Annotated in this window: 21 protein-coding genes; 18 read left to right on the top strand and 3 right to left on the bottom strand. The window is 64.2% G+C overall.

What is annotated here, in order from left to right; genetic code table 11:
* Positions 1-11: 11 nt before the first annotated feature.
* Positions 12-2,249 carry an NADP-dependent isocitrate dehydrogenase gene (locus AC51GR_RS11785; protein ID WP_496324833.1) on the bottom strand — a complete coding sequence of 746 codons (2,238 nt, stop codon included), beginning with the start codon at positions 2,247-2,249 and terminating at the stop codon, positions 12-14.
* Between the two features lie 199 nt (positions 2,250-2,448).
* On the opposite strand from AC51GR_RS11785, the gene AC51GR_RS11780 reads away from it, so the two are divergent.
* Positions 2,449-3,018 (top strand): DinB family protein, encoded by a 570-nt coding sequence (locus AC51GR_RS11780; RefSeq protein WP_496324832.1) that lies wholly within the window; start codon positions 2,449-2,451, stop codon positions 3,016-3,018.
* 7 nt (positions 3,019-3,025) lie between these two features.
* Here AC51GR_RS11780 and AC51GR_RS11775 read toward each other — a convergent pair whose 3' ends face one another.
* The gene (locus AC51GR_RS11775; RefSeq protein WP_496324831.1) at positions 3,026-3,790 is read right to left on the bottom strand and encodes a GntR family transcriptional regulator; all 765 of its coding nucleotides are present in this window, start codon (positions 3,788-3,790) and stop codon (positions 3,026-3,028) included.
* Positions 3,791-4,115: 325 nt separating this feature from the next.
* Here AC51GR_RS11775 and AC51GR_RS11770 point away from each other — a divergent pair, with 325 nt between their 5' ends.
* The gene (locus AC51GR_RS11770) at positions 4,116-5,126 is read left to right on the top strand and encodes an ABC transporter substrate-binding protein (protein ID WP_496324830.1); all 1,011 of its coding nucleotides are present in this window, start codon (positions 4,116-4,118) and stop codon (positions 5,124-5,126) included.
* Positions 5,127-5,197: 71 nt separating this feature from the next.
* Here AC51GR_RS11770 and AC51GR_RS11765 read toward each other — a convergent pair whose 3' ends face one another.
* A complete protein-coding gene (locus AC51GR_RS11765) occupies positions 5,198-6,286 on the bottom strand; it encodes an acetamidase/formamidase family protein (RefSeq protein ID WP_496324829.1) in 1,089 nt (362 codons plus the stop codon).
* Between the two features lie 250 nt (positions 6,287-6,536).
* Between AC51GR_RS11765 and AC51GR_RS11760 the strand changes: the two genes are divergently transcribed.
* From AC51GR_RS11760 to AC51GR_RS11685, 16 genes are all read left to right on the top strand, one after another.
* On the top strand, positions 6,537-7,430 hold the full coding sequence (locus AC51GR_RS11760) for a VOC family protein (RefSeq protein ID WP_496324828.1): 894 nt from the start codon (positions 6,537-6,539) through the stop codon (positions 7,428-7,430).
* Positions 7,408-8,700, top strand: a complete 1,293-nt coding sequence (locus AC51GR_RS11755; RefSeq protein ID WP_496324827.1) for a hypothetical protein — start codon at positions 7,408-7,410, stop codon at positions 8,698-8,700. Before AC51GR_RS11760 ends, AC51GR_RS11755 begins: the two co-directional genes overlap by 23 nt.
* Positions 8,676-9,452 carry an IclR family transcriptional regulator gene (locus tag AC51GR_RS11750; RefSeq protein WP_496324826.1) on the top strand — a complete coding sequence of 259 codons (777 nt, stop codon included), beginning with the start codon at positions 8,676-8,678 and terminating at the stop codon, positions 9,450-9,452. The genes AC51GR_RS11755 and AC51GR_RS11750 overlap by 25 nt, the downstream gene beginning before the upstream one ends.
* Before the next feature lie 310 nt (positions 9,453-9,762).
* Positions 9,763-10,572, top strand: a complete 810-nt coding sequence (locus AC51GR_RS11745) for an IclR family transcriptional regulator (protein ID WP_496324825.1) — start codon at positions 9,763-9,765, stop codon at positions 10,570-10,572.
* A gap of 184 nt (positions 10,573-10,756) precedes the next feature.
* Positions 10,757-11,599, top strand: a complete 843-nt coding sequence (locus AC51GR_RS11740) for an ABC transporter permease (protein ID WP_496324824.1) — start codon at positions 10,757-10,759, stop codon at positions 11,597-11,599.
* A complete protein-coding gene (locus AC51GR_RS11735; protein ID WP_496324823.1) occupies positions 11,592-12,473 on the top strand; it encodes an ABC transporter permease in 882 nt (293 codons plus the stop codon). Before AC51GR_RS11740 ends, AC51GR_RS11735 begins: the two co-directional genes overlap by 8 nt.
* Before the next feature lie 31 nt (positions 12,474-12,504).
* Positions 12,505-13,272, top strand: a complete 768-nt coding sequence (locus AC51GR_RS11730) for an ABC transporter ATP-binding protein (protein ID WP_496324822.1) — start codon at positions 12,505-12,507, stop codon at positions 13,270-13,272.
* 153 nt (positions 13,273-13,425) lie between these two features.
* Positions 13,426-15,111: an asparaginase domain-containing protein gene (locus tag AC51GR_RS11725; protein WP_496324821.1), complete on the top strand. Its 1,686-nt coding sequence runs from the start codon at positions 13,426-13,428 to the stop codon at positions 15,109-15,111.
* A 31-nt stretch (positions 15,112-15,142) separates the two neighbouring features.
* Positions 15,143-16,207 (top strand): LLM class flavin-dependent oxidoreductase, encoded by a 1,065-nt coding sequence (locus AC51GR_RS11720; protein ID WP_496324820.1) that lies wholly within the window; start codon positions 15,143-15,145, stop codon positions 16,205-16,207.
* 45 nt (positions 16,208-16,252) lie between these two features.
* A complete protein-coding gene (locus AC51GR_RS11715; RefSeq protein ID WP_496324819.1) occupies positions 16,253-17,599 on the top strand; it encodes an NtaA/DmoA family FMN-dependent monooxygenase in 1,347 nt (448 codons plus the stop codon).
* Positions 17,600-17,685: 86 nt separating this feature from the next.
* Positions 17,686-18,477 carry a UTRA domain-containing protein gene (locus AC51GR_RS11710; protein ID WP_496324818.1) on the top strand — a complete coding sequence of 264 codons (792 nt, stop codon included), beginning with the start codon at positions 17,686-17,688 and terminating at the stop codon, positions 18,475-18,477.
* 239 nt (positions 18,478-18,716) lie between these two features.
* On the top strand, positions 18,717-19,727 hold the full coding sequence (locus AC51GR_RS11705) for an ABC transporter substrate-binding protein (protein WP_496324817.1): 1,011 nt from the start codon (positions 18,717-18,719) through the stop codon (positions 19,725-19,727).
* A 6-nt stretch (positions 19,728-19,733) separates the two neighbouring features.
* Entirely contained in the window at positions 19,734-20,192 is a 459-nt protein-coding gene (locus tag AC51GR_RS11700) for a (2Fe-2S)-binding protein (protein WP_496324816.1), read from the top strand.
* Positions 20,189-23,509 carry a molybdopterin cofactor-binding domain-containing protein gene (locus AC51GR_RS11695; protein ID WP_496324815.1) on the top strand — a complete coding sequence of 1,107 codons (3,321 nt, stop codon included), beginning with the start codon at positions 20,189-20,191 and terminating at the stop codon, positions 23,507-23,509. The genes AC51GR_RS11700 and AC51GR_RS11695 overlap by 4 nt, the downstream gene beginning before the upstream one ends.
* The gene (locus tag AC51GR_RS11690) at positions 23,506-24,018 is read left to right on the top strand and encodes a hypothetical protein (protein ID WP_496324814.1); all 513 of its coding nucleotides are present in this window, start codon (positions 23,506-23,508) and stop codon (positions 24,016-24,018) included. Before AC51GR_RS11695 ends, AC51GR_RS11690 begins: the two co-directional genes overlap by 4 nt.
* Positions 24,015-24,605, top strand: coding sequence for a thiamine pyrophosphate-dependent enzyme (locus tag AC51GR_RS11685; RefSeq protein WP_496324813.1), 591 nt, complete (start codon positions 24,015-24,017; stop codon positions 24,603-24,605). Before AC51GR_RS11690 ends, AC51GR_RS11685 begins: the two co-directional genes overlap by 4 nt.
* The last annotated feature ends 18 nt before the right edge of the window (positions 24,606-24,623 follow it).

Here is a 24,623-nt window from a genome sequence, read left to right as displayed (position 1 = left end):
CGAATGATCAATCAGGCCTGCGCGGAGGCGAGGGCCTCGTTGAAGGTCTTGCTCGGTCGCATCACGTTCGCGGTGGCCTCGGGATCCGGCAGGTAGTAGCCGCCGATCTCGACGGGCTTGCCCTGGGCGTCATTGAGTTCCTTCACGATGGCGTCTTCGTTCTTCGCCAACGTATCCGCCAGTGCCGCAAAGTGCTTGGCGAGTTCCTCGTCCTCGGTCTGGTTTGCCAGCTCCTGTGCCCAGTACAGGGCGAGGTAGAACTGGCTGCCCCGGTTGTCGAGTTCGCCGGTGGTGCGTGAAGGACCCTTGTTGTTCTCCAGCAGCTTGCCGGTCGCCGCGTCGAGCGCCTTGGCCAAGATCACGGCCCTGGTGTCGCCGGTCTTCTTGCCGAGATCTTCCAAACTGACTGCGAGGGCGAGGAATTCGCCGAGCGAATCCCAGCGCAGGTGATTTTCTTCCAGCAACTGCTTGACATGCTTGGGAGCCGAACCACCGGCGCCCGTCTCGTACAGACCGCCACCGGCCATCAGTGGCACGATCGAGAGCATCTTGGCGCTGGTGCCGAGTTCGAGGATGGGGAACAGGTCGGTGAGGTAGTCACGCAGGATGTTGCCCGTGGCGGAGATGGTGTCCAGGCCGCGGATAACACGCTCGAGGGTGTACCGCATCGCACGGACCTGCGACATGATCTGGATGTCGAGACCCTCGGTGTCGTGGTCCTTGAGGTACGTCTTGACCTTCTTGATCAACTCGTTCTCGTGCGGACGGTACGGATCGAGCCAGAAGATGACCGGCATCCCGGAATCGCGGGTGCGGGTGACGGCCAGCTTGACCCAGTCGCGGATCGGTGCGTCCTTGACGATGCACAGGCGGAAGATGTCACCGGCCTCTACGTTCTGCGACAGCAGGACCTCACCGGTCGCCAGGTCGGTGATGTTGGCGACGCCGTCCTCGGAGATCTCGAAGGTCTTGTCGTGTGAGCCGTACTCCTCGGCCTGCTGTGCCATCAGGCCGACGTTGGGAACGGTGCCCATGGTGGTCGGGTCGAACTGACCGTTGGTCTTGCAGAAGTTCACGATTTCTTGGTAAATACGCGAGAAGGTCGACTCCGGGTTGACGGCCTTGGTGTCTTTCGGCCGACCGTCGGCGCCCCACATCTTGCCGCCGGCCCGGATCATCGCGGGCATGGACGCATCCACGATGACGTCGCTGGGGGAATGGAAGTTCGAGATGCCACGCGCTGAATCGACCATGGCGAGTTCCGGACGGTGCTCGTGGCACTTGTGCAGATCTTCGATGATCTCGTCACGCTTGGACGCGGGCAGCGTTTCGATCTTGCTGTAGAGGTCCGAGAGGCCGTTGTTGACGTTGACGCCGAGCTCGTCGAACAGATCGCCGTGCTTGGCGAAAGCGTCCTTGTAGAAAACGCGTACGGCGTGGCCGAAGACGATCGGGTGCGAGACCCGCATCATCGTCGCCTTGACGTGGAGCGAGAACATGACGCCCGTCTCGTAGGCGTCCTCCATCTGCTCCTCGTAGAACTTGATCAGGGCTTTCTTGCTCATGAACATGCTGTCGATGACATCGCCATCGGTGAGGGAGACCTTGGGCTTGAGGACGATCGTCTTGCCGCTCTTGGTCAGCAGTTCCATCTTCACGTCGCGGTCGCCCTCGACGGTCATGGACTTCTCGCCGTGGTAGAAATCGCCTTCACGCATGTGGGCCACATGGGTGCGCGAAGCCATCGACCACTCGGTCATGCTGTGCGGATGCTTACGGGCGAACTCCTTGACGGCCTTCGGTGCGCGTCGGTCCGAGTTGCCTTCGCGGAGCACCGGATTCACGGCGCTGCCGAGGCACTTGGTGTAGCGCTCCTTGACCTTGGCCTCTTCTTCGGTCTTCGGGTTGCCCGGGAAGTCGGGGAGTTTGTAGCCCTTGGCCTGGAGTTCCTTGATGGCTTCAACCAGCTGCGGCACCGAGGCGCTGATGTTCGGCAGCTTGATGATGTTGGTCTCGGGCAGTTGTGTCAGACGGCCGAGCTCGGCGAGGTTGTCCGGCACCCGCTGCTCGTCGGTGAGGTAATCGGGGAATTCGGCCAGGATGCGGCTCGCGACCGAGATGTCGCTCGACTCGATGTTGATGTCGGCCGCATCGGCAAACGCACGGACCACCGGGAGGAATGCGTGTGTCGCAAGCATCGGCGCCTCGTCCGTCAGTGTGTAGATGATGGTCGGCTGCTTTGCGTTCATATTCGCCTTCGTCTCCAGTTTCGTCGCGTCATGCATCGGTCCGTCTTCCCCCGTCTCCGTAATCTTAGGACGCGGGAGGCCTGTGAGCGCGGACACCTCCGATGCACTCTATAGCTGCCGCCACAAATGCGGACCGAAATTGTCCTCTATCGGTCATAACGTGGGCACTGTTCCCATCAGTTCCCGAAAGGACTCGATCATGGCCGGTACCTATACCCCCGTCGTTCTCACCGTCCCCGTCACCGGCGAAAAAGCGGACATTTTGACCCTCCTGTCCGACCAGCGGGCCCTGCTGAAAGTGGCGGCCCGCGACCTCACCGACGCGCAGGCCCGCACCCGGACGACTGTCAGCGAACTCACCATCGGCGGTCTGATCAAGCACCTCGCACAAGGCGAGCGTGCGAATGCCCAGACGATCCGCGACCGGGACGAGACTGCCGAGTTCGACATGGCCGACGTCGGCGACGCGTACACGCTCCGCGAGGACGAGACCCTGGCGGACTGGCTCGCTGAATACGATCGTGCCGCGGCCGACTACGACCACGTCATCGCGGAGGTGGCGGGCCTCGACGAGCTGATCCCACAGCCGACTGCGCCCTGGCAACCCGAGCGGGAGTGGTGGACAGTCCGCAAGATGGCGTTGCACCTGCTGCGCGAGACCGCGCACCACTGCGGGCACGCCGACATCATCCGTGAGGCCCTCGACGGCCAGACCACTATGGGGGCCATCTCGGAGGGCTCGGATTGGACCGACATCGCGGCGAAGTGAGTCGCGGTCAGGTGTCGGTGCGGCTGCGTTCACGCACCGCACCGAACGTGACGGTGACACGGTCGTTGCGATGCCGTCCGTAGGTCACCAGGAGCACCCGACCGTCGTCGTCGAACAGGGTGGATTCGAGGAAGAGAAGGGGAGTGCTCTCGGGTATGCCCAGGATGGTTGCGACACCCGCGTCGGCGGCGACGGCCGAGACCGCCCGGGCCGCCGATGCGATGCACCGCCGCTGTCCCATCTCGATGTACGCGTATACATCGCCGGCCGCAATCGTTTCGTCGATGACATCGGCATCCACGAGGGGAAGCAGGTAGGTACGTAGTTCCACCGGTGTGCCGGCGGCCGCCTCGACGCGCTCGAAGACCGCCAGACGCGTTGCGTCTGCAGGCAGGTCCAGGCTGGTGCGCAGCGTGTCCGGAATCGATTCGAGGACACTCAATCCGAGGAGGACGGAATCGAGCCGTGCGTAGCGCCCGGCGATCTCTGAGCCGTCCAGCAACCTGTCGAATCTGTACCGGCTCGGGATCATGGCGGGGAAACTGCCGGTTCCGACCTGTCGGCGGATGCGGCCTTCATCGGCCAGCAGATGCAAGGCTTCGCGGACGGTGTTCCGGGACGTGCCATGGCCCTTCGAGAGGGCGGACTCGTCTGGTAACCGGCTCAGTTGGTCGGGTTGGTGCTCGAGTGTGCCGCTGAGGATGTCGCGCAGGCGACGCGCTTCTTCGCGCCGACGCTCGCCGGTGTGAACCCGAAGGGAATGGCCGGTCACGCGTCGAGGAAACTTTCCGTACTCCACACCATGTACATCTACCGAAGTGGTGTTGCTGCAACGCAACGGTGAGGTTACCAACGCGGATGCCCCGGCGCGCTCACCTCTCGAGGGTGGCGAAGCCGGCTTGGTCGACCGGGTTCGCAACCGGCGTGAGCTGGGGCAACACGCTCGCCGACGGCATCCGATGCCCGGCGAAACGCGAGTGTTACGGCATCGCGATGGTCGGGCAATCTGACTGGTCAACGATCTCCTATAGCAAGATCGCATCGCATTCTTCGAGATGCGGTCACCGTCCAGTCATGTGCGCTCAGGAGGATTACCCGTGATTTTTACGCGTCCAGCAGTTCGGACCTATGGAGCCGCCACTGCGGTCGCGGCCACGTTGATGGTGGCCGCGTGTGGTGGCGACAGTTCTTCGGCCCCGGCCGGTTCCGCCGATCCCGACGCGCCCATTGCGGTGAAGGTCAGCAGCCTCAACCTCTGTGATGAGCGTTACCTCTACTGGGGTGTCGAGAAAGGTGTGTTCGCCGACCACGGGCTCGATGTCACCGTTGTGCCGGGGGTCGGCGGGGCGCCGGGTATCGCAGCATTGCAACCCGGTGAGGTGAATCTGGCATTCACAGATCCATTCAGCGTCTTCCGTGCCGATGCGCAGGGCATCGATCTCACTGTTGTCAGCGGTGCCTACACCAGCGCCCAGCCGCCGGCGCCCGAGGCCGGTGGTGTCGCGGTGAAGAAGGGATCGGACATCTCCGGCGCCGCTGACCTGGAGGGCAAGACGGTCGCCGTCAACGAACTCGCCGGCATCAACCAGATCATGATCGAGAACTGGGTCCGCGAAGCCGACGGTGACCCCTCCAAGGTCGAGTTCGTCGCACTGCCTTTCCCCGAACTGGGACCGGCCGTCGTCTCGGGCCGGGTCGACGCAGGCCAGCTCCCGGCCTCGGCCCTGGCCATGAACGCCGACGCACTGGTCTCCATCGGCAACGCGTTCACCTCGGCGGAGGGTGGCTACGCGATCTACGCGACGTACACGGGTATGACCGGCTGGATCGAGGATCATCCGGGCGTGGAAGAGAAGTGGCTCGCGGCGATGAACGACTCGATCGAACAGATTCACGACCCTGCGAACGAGGCAGAGTCCTTCGAGATCGCCAGCGCCGTCTGTAAGACGCCGGCCGCAACGTTGCTGGAACTGCCCGGGAACACGATCACGTCGTCGATCGACATGGCGGTCCTGGCGGATATGGCCCAGATGGCGCGCGACTCGGATCAGCTCGACAGCACGCCCGACCTCGAGTCCCTGGTCAACCCGGGTGCCCAGGTCGGCTGAGGCCGACTCCCGATCGGCAGCGATGGCCCCCGGAGATCCGGGGGCCATCGCCGCTGGTGCCGGGTTCTGTTCTAGACCCAGGCCGGGAAGTCGGCCTTGCGGATCAGGCAATGCACGCCCTTGACGTCGTCGACGACCTGACTGACCACGAAATCACCTGCGGCGCTGAGATATAGGTAGGCGATGGACTCCGGGACGAAGGCGACCTGGCTGAGCAGCCGGATCGACTCACGAACGCACTTCTTCATGGCTTCGTTGAGATCTTGATCCAATCCCATGGCGATCCAGTGGGTGGGGGTCTCGCCGAACGGTCCGTCGATGGCCCCGGTGGCCGGATAGGCCTGCGGGGCAGAGAGAACCGTCAACCGGACGGTCGTGCGCAGGGAAGCCTCGAGCGCGGTCAGCGAGACCTCGCCGTTGCCCTGTGCGAAATGCGGGTCACCCATGTAGTAGCCGGCGCCGTCGACCTGGACCGGTAGGTACATCGTCGATCCCAGTCCCAGGTCGCGGACGTCCAGGTTGCCGCCGTGCGCGCCGGGCGGGATGGTGTTGAGGGCGACCTCGGTGTCGGCGGTCAGTCCGGACAATCCCATGAACGGGCTGAGCGGGAAGGTGATTCGCCGGGTGTCGCCCCAGCGCATCGTTGCGGTGAACTCGTCGACGTCCGCGGTGCAGAACTGGCTGATGATGGGTACGGGCTCACCGGTCTCATCGCTGACCGGCCGTTCGCCGGCCAACGCGCCCAATCCGTGACGGCTCGAGACGACTCCGTAGGGCACCCGCGGTGTGAGGTCCAGATACTCGATCTTGAGGATGTCGCCCGGCTTGGCGCCGTCGACGTGAATTGGTCCGGTGACAACGTGTGGGCCGTCCGGCCCCCTGGTGTGCACCACGTCGGATGCGGCGAGTTCGACCAGGTCCTCCAGGACGTCGCCGGCCGGCACACCGTGGGAAGCGAAGTAGGACAGGGGGTCCCGCCCCTGGTCTTCCATCAATCCCTCGTGAGAGATCGTGTCGATGGTGACCGTTTGGCCGGAGGCGATGGTGAGAACGGGTTCACGGTCCGGAGTCGGCAACCTCCCCCACGACACCGTCTTGGGGGAGGCGGCCACGTAATGATCGCCGAGGCGTTCCCCGGAATGTGGTTGCAAGATGGGCATGGAGGATGAACCTTTCGAGCGGGGAGATGGGAATGGGGAGCGAGCGTCCGGTGGCGGGGCGGGAGTTCTCGCCCCGCCATGGACGTTAGTGACCGATCGCTGCCGTTAGGTTACGTACGTGTTGCAATACGAGACGATGTCCCGCATTGCTTGACGGCACGTTCTGCGGCTTTTACCCTTTTCGTATCCGCTGGTGAACGGTGGTCACCCGTGGGCGTCAACGGCTTCCACGCATACGAAAGGCAGGGTCGTGTCCGAACCAGGCATCAATCGCAGGCGGGGTCCGGCAGGTGTGGCATTCGTGCGCCTTGCGGTCCCAGACATGGTCGCCACCATCGAATTCCTCGAATACCACGTCGGCCTTGCCACCGAGGGCCGCGACGAGTCCCATGCCTACCTGCGGGTCGGCCTGGAACATCACAGTATCGAACTGGTCTCCGATCCGTCACTGACCGAGTTCCGTTACGACGGTGTGGGTTTCCACGTCGCCGATGAAGATCTCGCGGATCTGCGGACGCGGGTCGCCGAGTCGGGACACGAGATCCTGCCGCTGACTGATGGGACGAAAGGGCTGTGTCAGGACGGGTTTGCCGTCCGCGACCCCAACGGCACCCTGGTCGAGTTGTTCACCGGTTTCCTCGAGTACGCGGAGGAGCCGTGGCCGGACCTGCGGCCGCAGCGGTTGGTCCACCCGTTCATCGTGACCGACAAATACGAACAGACACTTGCCTTCTACCTCGATGTCCTCGGATTCCTGCCGTCTGACCATGTCGAAGACTTCACGGCTTTTCTGCGCTGTGAAGACCGCTACCACCACAGCCTGGCGATCCGTCGCAGCACCAAGTTCGCCCTGGAGCACCTGTGCTTCATCATGGGCGACATCGACGGGGTGATGCGGCGTCGTGCACGCGCCCAGTACAAGGGCGTGAAGATTCTGGGTGACGTGGTGAACCACTCGGCGTCGACCTCGATCGCGTTCTATCTGTTCGACGAAAAGCATGGGCCCCGTTACGAACTCTGCGACGGTCACCGCGTCTTCAGTCCGGAAGAACATGAAACGCACCGTCCGCGTCGTCTCAAACGGGATCCGCGCAACATCGACATCTGGCGTGCGGAGGCCGATGACCGGACCTGGGCACACTGACTCTGTAGACGGCTTCGCCGCCGAAGAAGTCGACAGCCTCATCGGAGCGATCGGTGTCCTCACGGGGCAACCGACACCGCGGGGTGAGGAGCGGCAAACGGCGTATGCGCTCGCGGTGTGGGCCGGACGCCGCTGGCCGGCGTTGTCCTTCACGGTCGACGAGATCGGCCGCACCGGCGCGAACCTGGTGTGCTGCACACGGGCTCCGTCGCGCGATGACCTGCTGCTGTACTCCCACATCGACACGTCCCTGACGGGAATCGGGTCGCGGGATCACGAGGTCACCGGTTCGTGGGTCGACGCGTCGCCGGGATTCTCCCGACAGGCAGATACGGTCTCGGCTTTCGGTCTCGGGGTGGCGCGCGGGCCGGCGGCGTCCGCATTGATCGGATTCGCCCGGGCCGCAGCGTTGTTGCCGTCAGCCGCGCCACGCTCCTTACGGCTCGTACTGGCCGGTGGCGGAACACATGAGAACACACTCGGTGAGCGTCCCGGTTCTGCCGACGCGGCCTACAGCGGCCTGGCGCGCCATCTCGAGGCCCACCCCCGACCAGGTGCCGCGATCGTGGCGAAGTGTGGTCCACCCGGGGTCCTCTGGGAGGAGCCGGGCGCCGGATATCTACGCATTCGGGTGTCGGGCCGACGGGGCGCGGTGTTGAGCCGCGATCATGCACAGCCGCCCGGTGGTCTCCCGATTCACATCGGCGCGATGTGCACCGCATTCGAGGAGTGGCGACTACGGCTGACGCGCGACGGCCATCGTGACGGTCAGATCGGGCGTGAGGCGGGGATCGGCGCGGTCCGGACGGGTTCGGTTCGTAAACCCGATCTGCTGCCCACCCATGTCGATCTCTACGCGTACCTCGTGACGCTGCCCGGTGATGTCGTCGCCGACCTGGCCGCCGATCTCTGTTCGGCGATGTGCCGCGCCTTCGTGGGAAGCCCCCTCGAGGGCTGCACTGTCGCAGTGGAGCTGACGACGCCGCAGGCCTCGGGCGTCACGCCGCGAGATTCTGTGTTCGTGAACACGGTGCGCGCAGTGTGGCAGAGTCACCACGGAAGATGCGTCCCCGATGTGACCGGCTGGACCGGATCCACGGACGGTGCGCTGCTCCGCGAGGCCGGTGTCGAAACCGTCCGGACGGGGCCGGTTAGTGTTGCTGACGACAACGATGCCGATCGCGACGTCATGCGCGTCAGCGAGCTGATGCGCTTTGCGCATATCTACGCCGACATCGGTGGCAGATGGGCAGCTGGAGAGAAGAGGTGACGGTGGTGGCCAAGACACCGGAGGAAAAGGGTGCGCCAGTCATCCAGGCGGTCGAACGTGCCGCTGTCATCCTCTCTGCCTTCACTCCGGCTCGGCCGAGGCTGTCGCTGAACGAGATCACGGCGGCGCTGGGCACCAGCAAGGCGACCGCGCATCGATATACCAAGGCGCTGCGCGAGGTGAACCTGCTCCGCTATGACCCCACCGAAACGGTGTATTCACTTGGCCCGCAGGTGCTCACGCTCGCGGCTGCGGCTCGGTCCGGACTGCCGGTGATCAAACTCGCCGAGCCGTTGATGGAGCAACTCCTGCGGGAGGTCCAGGAGACGGTTGTGTTGAGTGTGTGGGACGGCGAGAGCCCCATCGTGGTTGCCTCCAACGACAACACCGATCACGTGGCGCGTGTCGCCGTGCGCCTCGGTGCCAGGCTGTCTCCGACCGCGTCCGCACAAGGGCGGGTGTTCTGCGCCTTTCTCCCCGACGAGGAGGTGCCGATGCTGCGCCGGGAAATCCAGTCCGATCCCGAGTTCGCCGCCGAGTTGGTGCGCATCCGCCAGAGCGGGGTATCGGTCAAATCTCCTGTTGTCAACGGACTTCGCACGCTGGCCGCTCCCGTGTTCCAGGCCGACCACGTTGTCGCGGCACTGGCCGTGGTGGCGACGTCGGTCGCGAGTGATGAGCAGGTCCAGCGAAACATCGACGCGCTCCGCAGCAGCGCCGAGCGTCTGTCGGCGGCCCTCGGCAACGCATGAGGTGCGTCGGGCATTCGCTGTCCGGCGATTGACCTTGCCGTGGTCCGGTGGTCTGAAGTGGTGTCCGGATCGGCCGGATTGTTACGGCGCTGATACGAAGTGCGATTCATATTGCGAGATGGTGTCCCACATTGACGCATGAGTGGCAGAGACTTTAGCCTCCCAATAGGACGATGTCGCGCATCGTGGTCTTTCCTGCATTCGGGCGGGGCTGCGCTCACCCGGTCGGCATCAACGGAGAGGAACCATGTGCGGTATCGAGTCGTAGCAGCCACGGACGTCCATCTGGCAGGGGTGCAGGGGGTCGGTCATGGCCGATGACCCCACGGTGACGTTCCCGACCCCGACCCCGACCCCGACCTCGGACCCCGGGACGGAACCGGAGCCCGAAGCCAAGGCCCTGCCAGCCATTCAGGCCGTCGAACGAGCGGCGACGATCCTCGCGGCATTCACGCCTCAGTGTCCTCGGATGAGCTTGGGGGAGATCACTGTTGTGCTGGGCACCAGTAAGGCCACGGCACACCGCTACACCAAGGCACTGCGGGATGCGAACCTCATTCGCTTCGATGACGGCGAATCGATGTACTCGTTGGGGCCTCATGTCATGACGCTCGCTGCGGCAGCCCGCGCCGGCCTGCCGGTCATCAAGAGCGCCGAGGTGCATATGGAGAAGTTGCTCGCCGAGGTTCGCGAGACGGTGGTCTTGAGCGTCTGGGATGGTGAGAGTCCAATTGTCGTGGCCACCAACGACAACACCGAGCAGGTGGCGCGGGTGACGGTGCGCGTCGGTGCGCGGCTTTCTCCGACGGCCTCGGCGCAGGGCCGGGTCTTCTGTGCGTTCTTACCCGAATCGGAGGCGGCGATGGCGCGTGTGGAGCTACGCACGAACCCCGAGTTCGCCGAGGAGCTCCAACGTATCCGGTCCACGCACGTGTCGGTGAAATCGCCTGTGGTCAACGGATTTCGGACCCTGTCGGCACCGGTCTTCGCCGGCGACCGTATCGTGGCGGCGCTGGCGGTGGTGGCCACGTCTGTGTCGGTCAGCGGAGACATCGATCGGCATATCGCCGCCCTCAAGTCCGCTGCGGAGGCCTTGTCCGCCGAACTCGGACCCGGTTGATTGCCCGGGCTCCGATTCCGGGGCGGATTCGCACGTTACGGGCGTGAGACACGCTGGTAAATCCTGGGATTGGGTAGCCGCTGCGGATTGACAGTACAGCCGCGCCTTGGTCGAATTGTCTCGTAGTGCGAGACATTGTCTCGCAGCAACTCCGACGCAATAGAGGGCGCACCCCATGATCACGATGACGTCGCAACAAGAGGTTGCCTCGCACGCGAAGCCCTCCGCGGGGGTCCGCACTGCCGGTGGCCTGCGAAAGGTGATGAATCCGGCTCGGGTTCGTGCCGTCGGTCTGGGCGCCCTCGGGATCGTCACCCTGCTGGCGGCGTGGACCGTGGTCGTCGCACTGGGCGTCGTGCCGTCGAGTTCTCTGCCATATCCCTCGGCGGTTGCCGCGCGCCTGCCCTCGTTGTTGACCGATGGTGAGTTCCTCTCGAGCCTCGGAGACACGATGTGGGCGTGGCTCGCCGGGTTGGTGCTCAGCTCCGTGACCGCCGTCGCGGTGGGGTTGCTCATCAGCACGATCCCGTGGCTGACATTACCGGCCACGCTGGCGGTCAACGTCTTTCGCTCGATTCCGGCGACGGCACTGATCCCGGTGGTGATCCTGATCTTCGGTCTCGGTATGGACATGAAGGTGTCCGTCGCGGTGTATGCGACGTTCTGGATCGTCCTGATCAACACCATGTACGGTGTCGCATCAACGGAGCCGATGCGTAAGGACGCCGCCCGATCCATGCAGTGGGGTTGGCTCCGGACACACGCCTATGTGACATTGCCGAGTGCGCTGCCGTCCATCGTCATCGGCTTGCGCATCGCGTCCGGTGTGGCGTTGGTTGTGGTCATCAGTGCCGAATTGCTCGGTGCCAAATCAGGTTTGGGAACCCTGATGGTCCAGTACCAGCAGGCGCTGAGGATCGACGTGGTGTACGCGATGCTGCTGGTGATCGGTGTCATCGGGATGGCTGTCTACACAGTTCTCGTGCGAATCGAGAAGACTTCGATGAAGTGGGTGCACATTGTCTAGCATCACCGAGGCAAGACCGGAATTGGTTGTCACGCGGCCGACGGCGGTGCGGCGGAGATCCCGGACCACCTTCGCCGTTGCCCGGCGGGTCCTGAGTTCGATCTGGGCGCTGTGGCTACTCGTGGCACTGCTCATCGCCTGGGAGTTGTTCGCACAGAACTCGCCGACGGTGTTCTTTCCGCCGTTGAGCGATGTTCTCGAGCAATTCCGCAAGGACTGGCTGTCGAGCGATCCGTCGATGTTATTCCTCTCGAGTGAGTTCTACGACACCGTCCCGGTCAGTCTCGGGCGGCTCGCGGCAGGATGGGGCCTGGCCGCAGTCGCCGGCGTCGTGTTCGGCATGGCGCTGGGACGCAGTCAAATCCTCTCGGGGATGTACAACCCGATCGTGCGGTTCTTCATGTCCTTGCCGAACGCCGCGTTGTTGCCGATCGTGTTCCAGATCTTCGGCCCCAACAGCTCGATGAACATCTTCCTGATCTTCTTCGGCACGGTGTGGCTGATCGTGGTCAACACCGCAGACGGTGTCGCCGGCGTCGACCCACAGTGGATTCGGAGTGCCCGGAGTATGCAGCTCGGGAAACCGGACCTCTACCGGCGGGTGCTGTTGCCTGCAGCGATGCCGCAGATCATGGCGGGCCTGCGGGTGAGCATCGGTATCGGGCTCATCTTGATGATCATCTCGGAGCTATATGCGACGACAGCCGGGTTGGGCTACAACGTCATGGTCTATCAGCAGACGTTCCAGTACCGGCAGATGTGGTCCGCCTTCCTGTTGATCGCGGTGCTGGGTATCGCGCTGAACGCCATCATGACCACCGTCGAGAAGCGGGTTCTGCGCTGGCAGCGCCGCAGTTCTTTGCGCGACCTGTAGACGATCACCGACAACGCACACAAGGAGAGTCATGAAGCTTCGAATCGACGGGGTCACCAAGACGTATGGTGAGCGTTTGGCGCTCGCCTCCACCACCGTAGCGATCGGCGAGGAGGAGTTCGTCTCGATCGTCGGACCGTCGGGATGTGGCAAGTCGACCCTGCTGATGATGATGGCGGGTCTGCTTTCGCCGACCAGTGGCCAGGTGATGCTCGGTGACCAGCGGGTCGACGGTCCTCCGTTCGGTCTGTCCGTTGTGTTCCAGGACTACAGCCGATCATTGTTCCCCTGGATGACCGTTCGGAAGAATCTGGTCATGGCTGCGGCTGCCTACAAATTGCCGAAATCGGAAGTGGCCCAACGTGTCGAACATGCGCTGACATCGGTGGGCCTGCCTGGGCAGGGTGACATGTACCCGTGGCAGATGTCGGGTGGGATGCAGCAACGCGTTGCGATCGCGCGAGCGCTCGTCGTCGAACCCAAGGTGATGCTGATGGACGAGCCGTTTGCCGCCGTCGACGCTCAGACGCGTGCTGACCTCGAAGACCTGGTATTGAGGGTCCGTGATGAGTACAAGGTCACGATTGCCTTCGTCACCCACGACATCGACGAAGCGGTCTACCTCGGGGATCGCGTGCTGGTCCTGGCGGCACACCCGGGTCACCTGGTCGCAGACATCCCGGTGGATCTCGGTCACGCCCGAGACCAGGTGAGCACCAAACTGAAACCTCGATTCGCCGAGCTGCGCACCGAGGTCTTCCAGCTCGTCATGCGGCCTGCAGAGCCCGTTGTCGTATGACCGCGTCCGCGAGGCAACTGGCGGGTGGCGTAAGTACCCCGCGGTTGACCGCAAATGCCTGCACACAGGCCCAGGGGTGACCGTCGGGATGGCGTAACCAGTTGCGCGGCAGCGCTTTACACGCCCGCAACACTGCTGGGATTAACTGTCACCATGAGTTCAGAAGACCAGTCGAGCGCGAAGAGGAAACCGCGGATCGCGGTGTTCTCCGGCCCGCGGGCAACCATTCAGAACAGCGGCGTGTTGAGGACAAGTGATTCCGTACGCCGGGACCGAGGGCTGCCGGGATCGGGGGCCGGATTCGACACCATTCGGTCTCAGCGCCTCGCGGCCTCCGCAACGGTGTACGTCGAAGCGCTGTCGGCACACCCGCTGGAGCAGGATGCCGCCGAAACACATTCCGAACCAGACGGTTTCGTCGATCCGGTGACCGGCGAGTTCAGTACGACGTCGGGGGTCGACGGTATCCCCGTATACCGGGTGACCGTCCGGCCCTCGGATGGCCCCTATCTGCTGCCCTACGCCGGACGCCAATCGGATGGCCGCCCGTGGGACACGGGATTCACCTCGGCGGGGGAGCCGCGCCAACAGTTCTATCCCGATGCGTCGCAGATCTTTTCCGAGATCGATCGATTCGGGATCGACGAGTTCGGATACAACAATCTACTCGGCGGTCTCGCGGACTTCGACTTCGTGCGCGCAGCTCCGTCGGGTGGTTACACCAAAGGGCTTCCCGCGGCCTCCCGCACCGACATCGGTGACGGCGACATCTCGCCCGAGGTGCTGGGCGAAGACTACTTTCCTTACAAGCCGACCCGGCACGAACCGGCTCTGCCCACGCTGGCGCGTCTGACCAATGCGGTTGCTCAGACCCTCGGCGGAGATGACTACGACGGAGGCATCTGGCTCGAGGGGAGCCCAACTGCCGAAGAGACGCTGTACTGGCTGAACCTGCTGATCGACACGCGGACTCCCATCGTGGGCAACGCATCCCAGTATCCCCATGGGGTCATCGGTAACGACGGCGACCACAATCTGATCCAGTCGACGAAGTACATCGCCTCGCGTGTGTGGGCCGATGCGGCCGGCGCGGACCGAGTGGGTGTCGTGATGGTGCAGAACGGGCAGATCTTCACATCGCGCGAGGTACAGAAAGCCGATGCGCGTCCCGGCGGCTACATCGCCACCGGTGGACACGGCGGCATCGTCGGGAACACCGTCTGGGACCCGGTGTTGTCGTTCATCCCGGTGGCGCGACACACCCACAACTCGGCAGTGCGCCTGACCGCGCTTCCCGACTCTGTGCAGGGTGTCAGTTCCGTCGACGGATCGACTGTCCTGGTGGATGTTCCGATCAAGGATGCCGACGGGAATCTCCTCGAGGCGGCACTGCCGAAGGTCACCATCAACCGATACGCCAACTTCGGCGCCGATGACTTCTCGGACTCCGTCGATGGTGAGGTCGAGGTGCTGGCCCGGATCAGGGCGAATCTGACGCGGTACCCGCTGTCGGGTTTCATCGCGGAAGGATCGTCGCCGTACGGGGGATTGTACGAGTCGCTGCTTGCCGCGATGAAGCTGGCGGTCTACTCGGGGATTCCGGTCGTCGCGGTGGGGCGCGGTGGCGGAGGCTACGTTTCGCGATATGGCGGGCAGGGCGGATTGTTCGTCACGGCAGGCAATCTCACCGCGACCAAGGCGCGCATGCTGTTGATGGCATGTCTGCTCAAGTTCGGCTGCGTGCCCCCGGCCGTCGATCCACAGTGCCCGACCGATGAGGAAATCGACGCGATCAGGGTGAAAGTACGCGCATACCAGGCTGTCTTCGACACACATTGAACCAACACCAACCGCACGGAAGAAGCTGACGATGAAGTATGGAGTTTTCCTCCCCGTGGGCAACAACGGCTGGGTGCTGTCGCGAGATTCACCCCAGTACATGCCCACCTACGATCTGAATCGCCGGATCGTCGCCAAAGCCGAAGAACTCGACTTCGCATTCGCCTTGTCGATGCTGAAGTACCGGGGGTTCGGCGGGGCGACGGCGCACTGGGACAACACGGTCGACCCGTTGGCGCTGACCTCGGCGTTGTGCGCCGTCACCTCGACCATCAAGCTCTACGCGACGGTCTCGCCGTTGACCATCAACCCACTGGTGGCCGCCAAGACCGCGGCGACACTCGATGATGTGTCGGGCGGCCGTTTCGGACTCAACCTGGTCGCCGGCTGGAATCAGGCCGAGTACCAGCAGATGGGTGCATGGCCGGGGGAGGACTACTACAGCGTGCGCTACGACTGGCTCTCCGAGTTCACCCACATCGCCAAGACGTTGTGGGCCCAGGGTTCGGCGACATTCCACGGCAGATACTTCCAGGTCGACGACGCCCGATGCCTGCCCAAGCCGGCCGGTCACATCGACCTGGTCTCGGCGGGTTCGTCACCCCGAGGTCGACGCTTCGTCGCCGAGTACGCCGACTACCACTTCGGTGCCGGCTCGACACCGGAAGCGGTGTCGAGGTCCAACACTGCGCTGGCGCAGGCGTGCCGCGACACCGGTAGGCACCCCACCGCGATTGCCAATGCAACGCTGGTCATCGCCGACACCGATGCCGAGGCCGACCGGGTCGTCAGTCGATATGTGGCGGGCGCCGATCACGAAGCGCTGACCGCGATGGTCGCGGAATACTCGCGGGACACCGCCACGGCCGGGTCGAGTGCCGCAGTGGCGCAGCGACATCGGACCGACATCAGCCCGTTCTACGGCGCAGCACCGTTGACCGGGTCGGCGAGATCCATCGCTGATCGGCTCAACGAACTCGCCGCGGTTCCCGGCACGTCGGGAATCATGCTCACCTTTGACGATTTCCTCGAAGGTATGGAGCGATTCGGTCGCGATGTCGTCCCGCTGCTCGACCATCCCGTCACACCGTCCTGACATCTGTTCCCTTCGAATTCTCACGCCGCCCGAGGTCGGTTTCCCATGTCTTACGAAATGAGCTTGGCGCTCGACATGTCCTTTGCGCATCACCAAGGCCGCTGGCGGTTGCCGGGATCGTGGGCGGGTGCGACCTTCCCGGATCTGAAGATGTATCAGGAAGTCGCGATGATGGCTGAACGTGGCTGTCTGGACATGATCTTCTTCGGTGACGGCACGGGCATCCCGTCGACCTATGGTGGTTCGATCGACGCCGCCGTACATTGGGGGGTCGGCTGGCCCCGGCAGGACATGAGTCCCTTCATCGCCGCCCTCGCGCAGAATACGACGGGCCTGGGGTTCGGTCTGACCTACTCCTCGACCTTCATGCACCCGTTCTACGTCGCGCGTCTGCTCAACTCGCTCGATCACATCACTTCCGGGCGAATAGCTTTCAATGTGGTGACGTCGTCGCGCGGCGCGGACGCCGCCAATTACGGATTCAAAGAGCTGGCCGATCACGATGCCCGGTACCGGCGGATGGAAGAGTTCATCGACGTCTGTCAAGCCCTGTGGCGCAGTGTCGGTCCCGACGCATTCGTCTGGGACGAGGTCACCGGTCAGGTGGCAGATTCCACGATGGTGTCGCCGATCAATCATGTCGGCGAGTTCTTCGACGTCGTCGGACCGTTGAACACCGTACCGAGTCCGCAGGGCGCACCGGTGCTGATCCAGGCCGGCGGCTCCCCACGCGGTATCGACGCGTCATCGAAGTTCGCCGATGTCGTGTTCGGTGGGGCGTGGGATCCGGCTCAGCGCATCAATCACCGCACCGCACTCGACGATGCCCTGGTCCGTGCTGATCGCGACCCGAAGAAGGTCGGGATCCTCTGGGACATCCAGGTGATCGTCGCCCGGGACCGGTCCGAAGCGCTGGCCCGGCGCGAGATGCTCCGGGATGTCCTGCCCCGCGACGGCGCCGCGGCGTTCATGTCCCATCAGACCGGGCTCGACCTCGCGGCATTGCCCGACACCTTCACCCTCGGCGACCTGCAGGCGGAGGCGAAGGCCCGCAATGCAAGTCCGATGGCCTTCCGTGATCTGTTCGCGAAGTACGACGAGAACCACGAGATGACACGGACCGAACTCATCGACAACGGCTGGCGAGAGGCGACCGGATATGACCACACGGTGGTCGGGACACCGAGCGAGGTCGCAGATTATCTGGAGGAGAATTTCGAGGCCACGGGTAGCCGCGGCGGGTTCATGATCTCCCACCCGCAATCGACACCCGGGGATGTCGTCGACGTCGTGGGACTGTTGGTTCCGGAGCTGCAGAGGCGGGGCCGGTTCCGTAAGTCATATGAGGGCGCGACGCTGCGGGAGAACCTGGGGCTGGAGGCATTCGGCTAGCATCGACGACAGCGTTGGTGGCCACATCCGGTCACCGGCCACGTCCGACTCGGAAGGGATGCGGTGACGGATCACGGTATCGGGGGATGAGTTCGCCTCCATCTCCGCCATTCCGACCGCCCCGCTTTCGTCAGGACCGGGTCAACAGCAATCTTCTGCGCCTCGAGGGCAATCGGCGCCAGGATGAGGTGCGTCGACTCCGCGATCTGATTTCGGCGATGGTCGTCACCCGGCTCGGCTCGGCCGCTCGATTGCCCGCCGACGAGGACATCGCCCGTGCGTTTCATTCGTCCCGGAACTGTGTACGCCTGGCTCTGCAGACCCTCGTCGCGGAGAACCGCCTACACCGTTCGGTCGGTGCCGGGACCTACACGACAAATGTCCATCGGCGCAGCCGGTTCGACCTTCTGATCGATTCGGCGGCCGGAGGTGTGAACGACGATCGCAACGGCATCCGGATCATCGGCTGGAAGGTCTGTTCCGACATACCGGAACCGCTGGCCGAGATCTTTCCGCCGGAAGCGGCCTCGGTCGCGATCTTCGAACGACTGAGCGTCGGTGAAGGCGTGCCCCGGCAACTGCGGACCTACTATCTCGCGCTCCGTCCGGCCGACCGATTCACCCGGGACGATGCCCTGTGCGACCTGTATCAGATTCTCGAAAATCGCTTCGGTTACGGAACTTTGACCGCTGATCGCCGTATTTCGGCCGTTGCCGCAGGTGAGTCCGCAGCGGCTCTCCTCGAGGTCGAGATCACCACCCCCATCCTGTACATGGACACCACGGTCTTCGATGAGCGCGGATACGCCGTGCTGGTTTCCCATGCCCGCTATCGAAGCGACATGGTGACCGTGGCCCTGGACCCGCCACGGGGCTGACGGCAGCGGCGTTCATTCGCCGCGGAGGCCGGAACGGAATGGCCGACAACCCGTGTCACGGCGGCGTAACACACTGTCGGGTGCCATCAGACGCAGTTGGGGGCGCTCGGATCCGCCGGTCAAGGGGCGAAACATCGCGGACATATCCGGGACCCATAACGGAAATGCAGCGTTGATGGCATTGCGTGAACGGACCGCGCCTTCACCGTGGTTGTTTCCCACATCGTCTAAGGATCACCATGAACGACGCTTTGCCCCGTCACCACGGCAGACAGATCGGTGCCGGAATCGCCACGACACTCCTGGCCGCGGTACTCGTCGCCTGCGGGTCGGACTCATCGCCGGCCCCGGCGTCGCAATCGGCGGACGGAACGCGCTCGGTCGCCGTGACAACCCTGGGCTTGTGTAACGAGATGCCGGTGTACTGGGCGCAAGAGAAGGGCATCTTCACCGAGCACGGACTCGACGTGGAGCTGGTCCGGGCCCAGGGCGGGGCGGCAGGGTTGTCCGCGTTGCAGAGTGGTGAGGTGGATCTCGCCTTCACGAATCCGTTCTCGACGATGCGCGCGCTCGACCAGGGGATCGATCTGGCCTGGATCTCGACGGCGTATGAGACTCCGACCGACGCCGCCAACAAGGCCAATGCGGTTGCCGTGAAGGAAGGTTCGAAGTACACCGACGCCAAGTCGCTGGAAGGGACCAAGATCGGCGTCAACGAAATCGCCGGCATCAACCAGATCATCACCAGCGAATGGATGCGGGCCGGCGGTGCCGATCCGTCCACGGTCGACTTTGTGGCATTGCCCTTCGCGGACCTGGGACCCGCGGTGGCGACCGGTCGGATCGACGCGGCGCAGATCACCGAACAGAACATGCTTCCCGAGTTGAAATCGCTCGGCAACCCCTACGTGGTGGCGGGCGCGGGGCAGCCGCTGGTCTTTGCCGGATATGTGGCCACCGGTGATGCCGCTCAAAGTGATCCGGAGGCATTCAAGTCGTTCCAGGCTTCGCTGATCGAGGCATCGGAACAAATCGAGCTGCCGGAGAATCAAGAAGAGCGCTATGAGATCCAGGCGAAGGCGTGCAAGCAGGATGCAGCTGCACTCAAAGCGCTGACCGAGCCCCCGTACGCGGCCGCGGTGAACATCGACGCACTCAACCGGATGGCCGAGATGATGAAAGATGAAGAGATCTTGGATGATCCGGCCGATGCGTCGAGTTATGTGCCTGATTTCGTGGTCACTTCGTAAGTCGCCGTGAAGAAGACACTCACGGTCGACGGTGCCCAGATGGTGGTGGACATCGCGCCCGGGGACACCCTGCTGGGTGTCCTCCGCGCGCACGGCGTCACCGCACCCAAGGCTGCGTGTGGCCGTGGGGAGTGCGGGGCATGCACCGTACTCGTCGGCGCCAACGCCGTGCTGTCGTGTGTCAGCCTGGCCGCCGTGGTCTCCGAGCACGTGACCACGGCGGCCGGACTCGACGACGCTGATCACGACCTACGGGAGGCGTTCGCGGACCATGCGGGATTCCAGTGTGGCTTCTGTACACCGGGACAGGTGGTCGCAGCGGCGGCTCTGCTGCGTGAGACGCCCGAACCCGGCCGAGAGGACATCATCAGCGCCATGGCCGGCAACATCTGCCGCTGCACCGGATACGTCCAGATCATCGACGCCGTAGAGTCGGTCGCGCGGCGGAGAGGGGTGGCGCGGTGACTGTCGTCGGCCGGCGTGTCCGCGCGCTCGATTGGCACGAGAAGACCTCCGGCACAGCACGATATGCGGGGGATGTACGTCCCGAGGGGATGCTGTACGCCAAGATCCTGCGGTCGACGATGGCCAGTGCACAGATCGAGCACGTCGACCTCAGCGGTGCGTTGGCGTCGCCCGGGGTGCGGGCGGTGGTCGACCACCGGGATCTACCGGCGGGCGCGCGTTATCAGCACAGTGGCGGCACGTTCTCCGATAGGACACCATTCGCGGTGGGGGAGATCCGCTTCCATGGGCAGGAGATCGCGGCGGTCGCCGCGCAGTCCCCGGAAGCAGCCGAGCAGGCCCTCGACCGGATCGTGGTGCGCTACCGGAGACGACCGGCAGCGCTGACCGTCGCCGCTGCGCTGGCGAAATCGGCGCCACGCATCCATCGGCGATCGTCGGGTTCGAACGTCGCTCTCGCATCGGACGGAAGCTGGGGCGACGTGGACCTGGGTAGGCGCAACAGCGCGCATCACGCGGGCGGGGTTTTCATCTATCCTCGTGTGTCGCATGCCTGTATGGAGCCGAACACGACTTTGGCCTGGTGGCATGACGACCGACTGGAGCTGTGGACGTCCACCCAGGCGGCGCATTTCGTGATCCATGAACTCGCGCAGCTGCTCGGGCTCCGTACTGATCAGATCGTCTGTCGGGACGTAGCTGTCGGTGGAAGCTTCGGGTCCAAATCCAAGGTCAGCGAACACGAGGTCATCGCGGCGCTGTTGTCGATGCGCACCGGGGCGCCGGTGATGGTGGAGTTCTCGCGGGCCGAGGAGCTGGCCTTCACCAAACCGCGCCATGGATTCCACAGCAAGATGACCGTTCACGCAGATGCCGACGGTCGAATCTGCCTGCTGGAGGCCGATATCGACGTCGACAACGGCGCGTTCAACCACTACGGACCATCGGTGATGAGTGCCGGCATCAAGGTGCTCGGGTCCATGTACCGTCCGGATGCTGCGACCTGGCGTGCCCGCCTGGTCGATACCAATCTCACGCCCGGCGGTCAGTTCCGCGGATACGGGCAGCCGCAGACCGCACTGGCGGTGGAATCGCTGGTCGACGAGCTGGCGCAGCAGTGCCGGATCGACCCGATCGAGTTCCGTCGATTCAACGCGAGTCTGCCGAACTCGCGGGCCCTGGCCGGTGCGCGAATCGGATCGAATCGGCTCGTGGAATGCCTCGATGCGGTGCGCGAAGAGATCGGCTGGACGGAGAAGAAGTCTGCGAAGGTGCCGTTCCGCGGAGTGGGTGTGGCGGCCGGTATGCACGGCAGTGGCTCGTACGCCTACCCCGGCGGGAACGTCAGCGCGGCGGCGGTCGAGGCCGCCGATTCCGGGCGCATCACAGTCGCATTCGGTGGTAGCGATGCCGGGACCGGGCAGCGCACAATCCTCGGGCAGCTCGCCGCGGAAATCCTCGACGTACCTCTCGATCTGGTGGACGTGGTGATGACCGACTGGGATGAGGCGCCACCGGAGATGGGGGCCTGGAGTTCACGCGGCACGCACATGGGCGGACATGCCGTGGTCAAGGCCGCGACGGCACTGCGTGAGCGCCTCGAAGAACTCGGCCGCGTCGGGTCAGGCGACTTCGCAGAGCTCATCATGCGTGCACCGGAGAGCCGGGCCGGGGTGTTGCGCGTCGAAGCCGAGTATCTCGAAGAGAAGATGGAACCCTACTGGACGGGTCTGGACCGGCCGAACATCTCGGCGTCCTACACGTACGCCGTACACGCGGTGGAAGTCGAGATCGACCCGGACACCGGTGAATTGAAAATCCTCGACTACGTTGCCGCGCATGACGTGGGCCGAGCGATCAATCCCGCGCTCGTCGATGGCCAGATCATCGGCGGCGTGGTTCAAGGACTCGGCGCCGTGGTCGGGGAACAACTCGTCTACGAGAGCGGTCGAACAGTCAACACGGGCTACCTCAACTATGCTGTTCCGCGGTCGACCACTGCCCCCGAGATCCGTTCGATCCTGATCGAAGGGCCGGAGCCGGCGGGCCCGTTCGATGCAAAGAGTGTGGCCGAGATGGCGCTCGTGCCAGTGGCGCCCGCGGTTCTCAACGCTGTCCACGACGCGATCGGGATCCGGTTCCGATCCCTGCCGTTGACACCGGACGTCGTGCTCGCGGCGCTGCGCGACAACGGTGCCGTTGCGGTCCCGGCGACCCGGCACTTTCACCTGGGCCGGCGACCGTCCCGGTGGCAGATCGAGGTCTTTCGGCGACTGTATCCGCTTGGCCTGCATCATCTTCTCGATCGGCACGGGACCCGATGGGCACGGCGTACTGCGCCCCGCGATGTCGAAACGGTGGCTTCTCCGGCGAATGTCGACGATGCGGTGACGATGCTCTCCGACGAGCCGGCCGGCGACGCCGTGCTGGTCGGTGGGGCGACCGATGTCGTGGTCCAACAACAACAGTCGTTGATCGCTCCGCGGATCCTGGTCAGCACGGCGAGCGTCATCTCGATGCGCCGCATGGTCCACAACGCGGACGGGACCTTCACGATCGGCGGTGCCGTCACACTGGCCGACCTCGCCGACTGGGCCCGAGGACCGATACCGGTGATCGCCGAAGCCGTCGACTCGATCGCATCCGCCCAGATTCGCGCTGTGGCCACGGTGGGCGGGAACCTGGTCCAGGCCAAGCGATGCTGGTACTTCCGCAGCGGATTCGACTGCTACAAGCGCGGTGGCCCGACCTGTCCCTGTTACGCCGTCGGCGGCGACCATCGGTTTCATCATGCGGCCCTCGGTGGGCATCGCTGTCAGGCTGTGACGCCCTCGGACCTCGCGACCGTGTTCTCGGGGCTCGACGCCCGAATCCAGGTCGCCGGACCCGGCCGGTCCCGGACCGTCGGTATCGGCGAGCTGTATTCAGGGCCGGGAGAACTCGATCTCGGGCCGGACGAGCTGATCGAATCGATCACCCTGCCCGCGCAGACGGCAACCCGGTCGGTCTTCGAGAAGATCCGGCTGTACGAGGGCGACTTCGCGATGTTGTCGCTGATCATGTCCGCAGGAATCGGTCCCGGTGACGAATGGTCTTCGCCGCGACTGTGTTTTGGTTCGCTGGCACCCACTCCCTGGCATCCCGCAGCGGTCGAATCGGCGTTCCGGGACATCCGACCGACCGAAAGTGAACTGGTGACGGCCATCGACAAGGAACTCTCGCATCGTGCACATCCGCTACCCGGTAACGAGTGGAAGATCCAGGCCGCGATCGGTCTGACCCGCAAGGCATACCGCCGATGGGAGGAAGGCCGATGAACACACCAACGCAGACCGGGCCGATCACGCGGAGCCTGGTCCGGGCCGGAGTGACGGTCTCGGCCTCACTGCCCGACAGTTGGCTCGGCCCGCTGATCGCCGAGGTCGAGGGCGAAGAGAGCATTCGCCACGTGTCGGTCGTCAGAGAGGACGATGGTGTCGGCATCTGCGCGGGAGCTTCGTTGATGGGGGAGCGGTCGGTCCTGATGTGCCAGAACGCCGGACTCTTGCTGGCCACCAATGCACTTGCGGGCTATGGCATCCACCATCAGATTCCGTTTGTGGTGATCGCTGCCGATCGGGGCGCTGCCGGTGACAACTTCTACTATCAGGCCTACAAGCATTCGGTCGCCCACGGTGTGATGGCCGCGGTCGGCCTGCGCGTCCACGAGGTACAGAAACCAGGTGAGAGCGCGATCTTCGAGACCGCCTTCGACGAGGCCGAGATGACACAGCGTCCCGTGGTCCTGCTGTGCACAAAACGAGTGCTGGTCGGGTCCGCGGAATGAACCGTTCATCGGTGGCGCGGGCACTCGCGCGCGGTCTCGACAAAGACGTCGTTGTCTTCGCGAGCCTGGGAACAGCCGGCCGGACCTGGCTTGAGGCGGAGGCGAGTCAGCTCACGTACTACGCGTCCGACCCCATGGGAACAGCGCCGGCGCTGGTACTCGGGGCCGCCGTGAGTCGGCCACGTTTGAATTTTGTGCTGCTGGAAGGGGACGGTGATCTGGCGATGAACCTGGGGGTTCTGCTCACGATCGCGAACACTGCTCCGCCGAACCTCCACATCGTCGTCTTCAACAACGGACGGTATGAGACAGGTGGTGGCCAACCGCTCGGTACGCACGTGACCGCGGATTTCGCCGCGATCGGACGAGGCGCCGGTCTGGGCAGCGTCGATCTGATCCCTGCGGAGACGACGGAACAGCAGCTGAGCATCTTCTTCGCCGAGTTCTTGAGCCGAACCGGTCCGGCTCTTGCCGTGGTCGAGGTGGAACCCGAGCCGTCACCCTATGGTGGACCGGGCCGGCACTCAGGTGTCCAGTCCCGCACGCTCTTTCAAGAAGCGTTACGTGCCGCGGGTGCCTTCGACTGATGTCGTCGCCGTTTCGTG

The organism is Williamsia sp. z71 (assembly GCF_059553375.1).
This window is presented reverse-complemented; position numbering and strand designations above follow the sequence as displayed.

What these genes read in the sequence shown, in the direction of transcription:
- AC51GR_RS11715 (WP_496324819.1), top strand. Translation starts at nt 16,253, where the DNA reads ATGTCTTACGAAATGAGCTTGGCGCTCGACATGTCCTTTGCGCATCAC.
- AC51GR_RS11745 (WP_496324825.1), top strand. Translation starts at nt 9,763, where the DNA reads ATGGCCGATGACCCCACGGTGACGTTCCCGACCCCGACCCCGACCCCG.
- AC51GR_RS11720 (WP_496324820.1), top strand. Translation starts at nt 15,143, where the DNA reads ATGAAGTATGGAGTTTTCCTCCCCGTGGGCAACAACGGCTGGGTGCTG.
- AC51GR_RS11765 (WP_496324829.1), bottom strand. Translation starts at nt 6,286, where the DNA reads ATGCCCATCTTGCAACCACATTCCGGGGAACGCCTCGGCGATCATTAC.
- AC51GR_RS11725 (WP_496324821.1), top strand. Translation starts at nt 13,426, where the DNA reads ATGAGTTCAGAAGACCAGTCGAGCGCGAAGAGGAAACCGCGGATCGCG.
- AC51GR_RS11785 (WP_496324833.1), bottom strand. Translation starts at nt 2,249, where the DNA reads ATGAACGCAAAGCAGCCGACCATCATCTACACACTGACGGACGAGGCG.
- AC51GR_RS11685 (WP_496324813.1), top strand. Translation starts at nt 24,015, where the DNA reads ATGAACCGTTCATCGGTGGCGCGGGCACTCGCGCGCGGTCTCGACAAA.
- AC51GR_RS11730 (WP_496324822.1), top strand. Translation starts at nt 12,505, where the DNA reads ATGAAGCTTCGAATCGACGGGGTCACCAAGACGTATGGTGAGCGTTTG.
- AC51GR_RS11755 (WP_496324827.1), top strand. Translation starts at nt 7,408, where the DNA reads ATGACCGGACCTGGGCACACTGACTCTGTAGACGGCTTCGCCGCCGAA.
- AC51GR_RS11705 (WP_496324817.1), top strand. Translation starts at nt 18,717, where the DNA reads ATGAACGACGCTTTGCCCCGTCACCACGGCAGACAGATCGGTGCCGGA.
- AC51GR_RS11710 (WP_496324818.1), top strand. Translation starts at nt 17,686, where the DNA reads ATGAGTTCGCCTCCATCTCCGCCATTCCGACCGCCCCGCTTTCGTCAG.
- AC51GR_RS11750 (WP_496324826.1), top strand. Translation starts at nt 8,676, where the DNA reads ATGGGCAGCTGGAGAGAAGAGGTGACGGTGGTGGCCAAGACACCGGAG.
- AC51GR_RS11690 (WP_496324814.1), top strand. Translation starts at nt 23,506, where the DNA reads ATGAACACACCAACGCAGACCGGGCCGATCACGCGGAGCCTGGTCCGG.
- AC51GR_RS11780 (WP_496324832.1), top strand. Translation starts at nt 2,449, where the DNA reads ATGGCCGGTACCTATACCCCCGTCGTTCTCACCGTCCCCGTCACCGGC.
- AC51GR_RS11740 (WP_496324824.1), top strand. Translation starts at nt 10,757, where the DNA reads ATGACGTCGCAACAAGAGGTTGCCTCGCACGCGAAGCCCTCCGCGGGG.